This window comes from Mycobacterium gordonae, assembly GCF_002101675.1.
Classification (GTDB): domain Bacteria; phylum Actinomycetota; class Actinomycetes; order Mycobacteriales; family Mycobacteriaceae; genus Mycobacterium; species Mycobacterium gordonae.
On record NZ_LQOY01000082.1, the window covers coordinates 45,045 to 51,166 of the forward strand.

General features: G+C 67.2%; 5 protein-coding genes. 3 read left to right on the top strand and 2 right to left on the bottom strand.

From position 1 onward, the window contains the following. Nucleotides 1-4 precede the first annotated feature (4 nt). Complete coding sequence (locus AWC08_RS14215) at nucleotides 5-880, bottom strand: metal ABC transporter solute-binding protein, Zn/Mn family (RefSeq protein WP_085087894.1); 876 nt, start codon at nucleotides 878-880, stop codon at nucleotides 5-7. A 104-nt stretch (nucleotides 881-984) separates the two neighbouring features. Here AWC08_RS14215 and AWC08_RS14220 point away from each other — a divergent pair, with 104 nt between their 5' ends. After that, nucleotides 985-2,064 (top strand): Rv3575c family transcriptional regulator, encoded by a 1,080-nt coding sequence (locus AWC08_RS14220; RefSeq protein WP_065132080.1) that lies wholly within the window; start codon nucleotides 985-987, stop codon nucleotides 2,062-2,064. 15 nt (nucleotides 2,065-2,079) lie between these two features. On the opposite strand, the gene kstR is transcribed toward AWC08_RS14220, so the two are convergent. Beyond that, the gene (kstR, locus tag AWC08_RS14225) at nucleotides 2,080-2,679 is read right to left on the bottom strand and encodes a cholesterol catabolism transcriptional regulator KstR (RefSeq protein ID WP_065132133.1); all 600 of its coding nucleotides are present in this window, start codon (nucleotides 2,677-2,679) and stop codon (nucleotides 2,080-2,082) included. A gap of 244 nt (nucleotides 2,680-2,923) precedes the next feature. Between kstR and AWC08_RS14230 the strand changes: the two genes are divergently transcribed. Beyond that, nucleotides 2,924-5,035: an acyl-CoA dehydrogenase family protein gene (locus AWC08_RS14230; protein ID WP_085087897.1), complete on the top strand. Its 2,112-nt coding sequence runs from the start codon at nucleotides 2,924-2,926 to the stop codon at nucleotides 5,033-5,035. 605 nt (nucleotides 5,036-5,640) lie between these two features. After that, nucleotides 5,641-6,122 (top strand): PE family protein (locus AWC08_RS14235; protein ID WP_142283574.1); only part of this gene is annotated, 482 nt, incomplete at its 3' end.

Genomic DNA, 6,122 nt, shown 5'->3' on the forward strand with positions numbered 1-6,122 from the left:
GAGGTCAGTGGCCTGACTGCAGGGCGGCCGTGAGCTGGGTGACGGTAGCGCGCTGCCAGCTCAGGTAGTCCGAGCCGCTGGGCAGGGTTTCGGAGACCTCGGTCACCGGCACCCCGGCGTGCCGGGCGGCGTCCTGCAGGTCGGCGGTGGCGGCGGTTGCGGTCTGCGGATTGATCAACAGCGCCGCCACCTGCCGGCGGTTGATCAAGTCCAGGGCGGATGCCATGTCCGCAGGCGCGGGATCGGCGTCGTTCTCGTTGGCCACCGCGAACCCGACGGGAGTGCGGTTGATCAGGCCCGCGGCGGTCAGCAGGTAGTGCACGACCGGCTCGGTGGCGATGACACCGGTGGCCGGGTATGTGGTGGCGATCGCGCGCTCGGAGTTGGCGATCGCGTCGGCGCCGCGGCCGAACTGGGCAGCATTGGCCTGGTAATCCGCCGAGTTGGGCGGGTCGATGATCGCCAGTCGCTCGGCGATGGAGATGGCCACGGCCTTGGCGACGGCGAGGTTGTAGAACACGTGCTCGTCGGGCGCCTCGCCCACCGGCCGCAGGAACGAGTACGCGTCGACGGCATGGATACCCGGGTGGCCCGCCAGCACCCGGTCGACCCATGGGTCGTATCCGCCGCCGTTGTAGACCACCAGGTCGGCGTCGGCCAGCGCTGCCGCGTCGGCGGGTGTCGCCTGATACGAGTGAGGATCGGTGTCCGCGCCGGTCAGGATGGACTTGACGGGGACGTGACCGCCGGCGACAGCACGCGCCACACTGCCCCATACCTCGGTGGATGCCACGACGGCGACCGCGCCCGGGTGCTCCGCACCGCCGGTCGCGCAGGCGGTCAGAGTCGCCGTGCAGACCAGGCACGCCGCAAGCCACATCCGCACGTCGCATCCTCTCACCCGGCCGGGTGGCCGACCCACAATACTAATGAAAATCGTTTCCATTAGAAAGTCGAGGTGGTAGCCCGGTAGCCTCACGGAACGTGAGTCCCACACCGCGTAGGCGGGCGACTCTGGCGTCGTTGGCAGCCGAGCTCAAAGTGTCGCGCACCACGATCTCGAACGCCTTCAACCGGCCGGATCAGCTCTCGCCAGAACTTCGCGACCGGGTGTTCGCCACAGCCAAGCGGCTGGGCTATGCGGGGCCCGACCCGGTGGCGCGCTCGCTGCGCACCCGCAAGGCCGGCGCGGTCGGACTGGTGATGACCGAGCCGCTGACTTACTCGTTCAGCGACCCGGCGGCACGCGATTTCGTTGCCGGAGTGGCGCAGTCGTGCGAGGAACTCGGGCAGGGCCTGCTGCTGGTGGCGGTGGGTCCCAACCGCAGCATCGAGGACGGCACGTCGGCCGTGCTGGGGGCCGGGGTGGACGGCTTCGTGGTGTATTCGGTGCGCGACGACGATCCCTATCTGCAGGTCGTCCTGCAGCGGCGGCTACCGGTGGTGGTGGTCGACCAGCCGGTGGACCTGCCCGGAGTGTCCCGGGTGGGCATCGACGACCGGGCGGCGATGCGCGAGCTCGCCGAGTACGTGCTCGGTCTGGGTCATCGGGAGATCGGGCTGCTCACCATGCGGCTGGGCCGGGATCGGCGCCAAGGCTTGGTCGATGCCGAGCGGTTGAAGTCGCCGACCTTCGACGTGCAGCGCGAACGCATCATCGGTGTCTGGGAGGCGATGACAGCCGCCGGCGTGGATCCCGACTCGCTCACGGTGGTGGAAAGCTACGAGCACCTGCCCACCTCCGGCGGAGACGCCGCGAAGGTTGCCCTGGAAGCTAATCCGCGGATCACTGCGCTGATGTGCACGGCCGACATCCTTGCTCTGTCAGCGATGGATTACCTTCGTGCACATGGCATTTACGTGCCCGGCCAGCTGACGGTCACCGGCTTCGACGGTGTCGAGGACGCGCTGAGCCGCGGGCTGACCACGGTGGCGCAGCCCAGTCTGCAGAAGGGCCGCCGGGCGGGTGAATTGGTGCTCAAGCCGCCGCGGTCCGGATTGCCCGCGGTGGAGTTGTTGGCCACCGAGCTGATCCGGGGGCGTACCTCGGGACCGCCCGCGTAGCCAGATGGTCGCCGACTAGCAGTTCTCGTGGTCGCCGATCAGCAGGCGCACGGCCAGATCCAGGCGCTTGCTTACGTCGGTGGCCGAGGCGCGACGGGTGAGCCAGGCCAGCAGGTTGGACAGCCACACGTCCGAGATCACCCGGGCGATGTGGTACTGGTCCTCGGTCGGCTCGCCGTCGCTCATGGCGCGGGCGAACATGCTGTCAATCAGCTTTTCCACCTGGTCGACTTCGCTGGCCGCCGATGCGTCGGCGAACACGTATGCGCGCGTCATCGCTTCGGTCAGCAGCGGATTGCGCTGCATCGCGCGATTGAGCTTGCCCACCATGAAGTTCAGGCGCTGGAACGGCGTGCCACCGGCCATCGAGGAACGGTCCGTCTTGGCATCGATGCGGCTGAACTCCCGGCCCAAAGCCGACACCAGCAGGTGCACCTTCGACGGGAAATACCGGTACAGCGTTCCGACGGCCACATCGGCGCGGTCCGCCACCGCGCGCATCTGCACCGCCTCGTAGCCACCCTTCGACGCGATGGCCATGGTGGCGTCCAGGATCCGCTTACGACGTTCGCGTTGTGCTTCCGAGCCGAGTTCGGATTCAGCCAATACGGCCATGTTCACAACCTCGCGCGGTTGGCCGTCGGGCGACATGTGGCAGGCAGCTCCTCGTGCGGGCGATTCAATCGCAAACGATACGCATTCTTCGCGGTAATCTCCCACCTCCCTAACGCCGGGCCACCTCGTTGTACTGGCTCGATGACGACCAACTTGACGGTTGATCGGTTCCACTATTAGAACACGTTCTAGTGTGGAGGAAAGATATCTTGGTATGTGAATTTGATGACGCGGAGGACTGCTGGTGGTAGCGACCGTCACCGATGAACAGTTCGCGGCCCGTGAGCTGGTGCGCGACTGGGCCCGCACCGCGGCGTCGGGGGAGACCGCGAGCGTAGCGGTTCGGGCCGTGGAGCAGGGGGACCCGGACGCGTGGCGGCCGGTCTACGCCGGACTGGCCGAGCTGGGTCTGTTCGGCGTCGCCGTGTCGGAGGACAACGGCGGCGCCGGGGCCAGCATCGGCGACCTGTGCGCCATGGTCGAGGAGGCGGCCAAGGCTCTGGTTCCGGGGCCGGTTGCCACGACCGCGCTGGCGACGTTGGTCGTCACCGATCCCGGGGTGCTGAGCGCGCTGATGACCGGTGAACGCGTTGCCGGCTTGGCTCTTGAGGGTGACGTGTCCTTCGACGGACAGACGGCGTCGGGCACGCTGCCGTGGGCACTGGGTGCTCTGGCCGGTGGTGTCCTGTTGCTGCCCGCCGACGGGAAGTGGCTGCTCGTCGACCTGGACGTCGACGGGGTCACGCTGGAGCCGCTGGAGGCCGCCGACTTCTCCCGCCCGCTGGCCCGGGTCGAGTTGACCGGCGTGCCGGCCACGGTGACCGAGTCGGTCGCGGTCTCGGATCTGGCAGCGACCCTGCTGGCCGCCGAGACCGCCGGCATCGCCCGCTATGCGCTGGAAACCGCCGTCGCCTATGCCAAGGTGCGAGAGCAGTTCGGCAAGCCGATCGGCAGCTTCCAGGCGATCAAGCACATCTGCGCGGAGATGCTGTGCCGCGCCGAGCAGGCTGAGGTGGCCGCCAGCGATGCGGCCAGGGCGGCGTCCGAATCGGATTCCCAGCAGTTCGCCATCGCCGCCGCGGCGGCGGCGAGCATCGGCATCGCTTCGGCGAAGGCCAACGTCAAGGACTGCATCCAGGTGCTCGGCGGAATCGGCTGCACCTGGGAACACGACGCGCATCTCTATCTGCGCCGCGCCCACAGCATCGGCCGCTTCCTAGGTGGACTCGAGCACTGGCTGCGCCGGGTCGCCGCGCTGACCCAGGATGGGGTGCGGCGCAAACTGTCGATCGACCTGACCGAGGTCGAAGGGCAGCGCGCCGAGATTGCCGCCGCCGTTGCCGAAGTGGCTTCATTGCCGGCCGAAAAGCGGCAGGTGGCGTTGGCGGAGGCCGGGTTGCAGGCGCCGCACTGGCCGGCGCCCTACGGGCGCGGAGCCGGTCCGGCCGAGCAGTTGTTGATCGATGAGGAGATGGCCGCGGCGGGCGTCGAGCGGCCGGACTTGGTCATCGGATGGTGGGCGGCGCCGACGATCCTCGAGCACGGCACGCCCGAGCAGATCGAGCGATTCGTGCCGGCCACACTGCGTGGCGACTTCCTGTGGTGTCAGCTGTTTTCCGAGCCGGGCGCCGGCTCGGACCTGGCGTCCCTGCGGACCAAGGCGGTACGCGGAGACGGTGGTTGGCTGCTGACCGGTCAGAAGGTGTGGACGTCGGCCGCGCAGAAGGCCGCGTGGGGTGTGTGCCTGGCCAGGACTGATCCGGATGTACCGAAACATAAAGGCATCACGTACTTCCTGGTCGATATGAAGTCGCCGGGCATTGAGATCCGGCCGCTGCGGGAGATCACCGGCGACTCGCTGTTCAACGAGGTCTTCTTGGACAACGTCTTCGTTCCCGACGAAATGGTGGTCGGTGGGGTCAACGACGGTTGGCGGCTGGCCCGCACCACTCTGGCCAATGAGCGGATCGCGATGGCCACCGGAACCGCGCTGGGCAACCCGATGGAAGAGCTGCTGCGGGTGCTGGCCGAGATGGAAATCGATGCGGCGCAACAGGATCGGCTTGCCAGGCTGATCCTGCTGGCGCAGGCCGGCGCGTTGCTGGACCAGCGTATCGCTCAGTTGGCGGTCGGTGGCAAGGACCCCGGCGCGCAGTCCAGCGTGCGGAAACTCATTGGCGTGCGCTACCGGCAGGAGTTGGCCGAGTTCGCTATGGATGTGTCGGACGGCGGTGGGCTGGTGCGCAACCGCGCCGTGTTCGACTTCCTGAACACGCGGTGTCTGACGATTGCCGGGGGGACCGAGCAGATCCTTCTCACGGTGGCGGCCGAGCGGTTGCTGGGCTTGCCGCGCTAGTCCGAGCAACGAGCGGCCGGTGGCCGTCAAAGTCTGAAAACCCTTCCCGCTCAGTGTTTTCAGCATAAGAATCGACCCGGGCGGTACAGGTTTGACTGCCCGATCACCGCAGGCTACGCGTCGAGCGCATCAGGTAGCGAAACGGAATGCCTTTGCGCTAGCAGCATTACAAGATCAATACTCGTATCACCCTATTTTACAGAGCTTTTCGCTGTCACAGGCCGATGAAGCCATGCCTGGACTAACGCGCAACCTGCACATCACCGCCTAGGTCAAGATCGCCCGGCGGTGACGGCCGCGGTGAAGGCCGCCCACACCGACTCCACCGGGGTCGCACGCACACCGCTTCGGCAACAGTCACAACCCGGTGCGAAAGCCGCCGTGGCCGCACTCCTGCAGGGGCCGGTGATAGGCACCGCGCGGTGATCAGATGCGCCGGCGCATGCGATTTCGCTCTCTCCGGCGAGGCAAGGCGGACGTCGCCAGCCGAGCGTCCCGATTTTGCCCGACAAAAGGTACGGAAAACCCTATTAATCCGACTGAATGTCGTTCTAATATGTCGCCTGTTTTCATCTGGCGATCTACCGGTCTAGGAGGCTCCGCAGATGTCGTTTCTCATCGCCGTTCCAGCCGAGTTGAATGCGACAGCCGTCCACTTGTCTGGTATCGGATCAGCGATCAGGGAGGCCGGCTCAAGCGCGGCAGGGTCAACAGCGCAGATTCTGCCGGCGGCTGAGGATGAGGTGTCGGCGGCGATTGCGGCCTTGTTCGGGTCCTACGCCCGGGAGTATCAGGGTCTGAGTGCGCAGGTGGCACGGTTTCACGATGACTTCGTGCAGGCGTTAGGTCGCGGCGGGGCGGCGTATGCAGCCACAGAAGCGGCGAGTGTCGGGCCGCTGCAAGGTCTGTTGGATCTCATCAACGCGCCCACGAATGCGCTGCTGGGTCGGCCGCTGATTGGTGATGGCGCCGATGGGGCGGCTGGTACCGGTCAGGCCGGTGGCGCCGGGGGTCTGTTGGTCGGTAACGGTGGGCGGGGAGGGTCGGGAGCGGCGGGCAAGGCGGGCGGCGCGGGCGGCTCGGCCGC

Excerpts from the sequence above, each read along its gene's own strand:
- AWC08_RS14215 (WP_085087894.1), bottom strand. The coding sequence starts at position 880 with ATGTGGCTTGCGGCGTGCCTGGTCTGCACGGCGACTCTGACCGCCTGC.
- kstR (WP_065132133.1), bottom strand. The coding sequence starts at position 2,679 with ATGGCCGTATTGGCTGAATCCGAACTCGGCTCGGAAGCACAACGCGAA.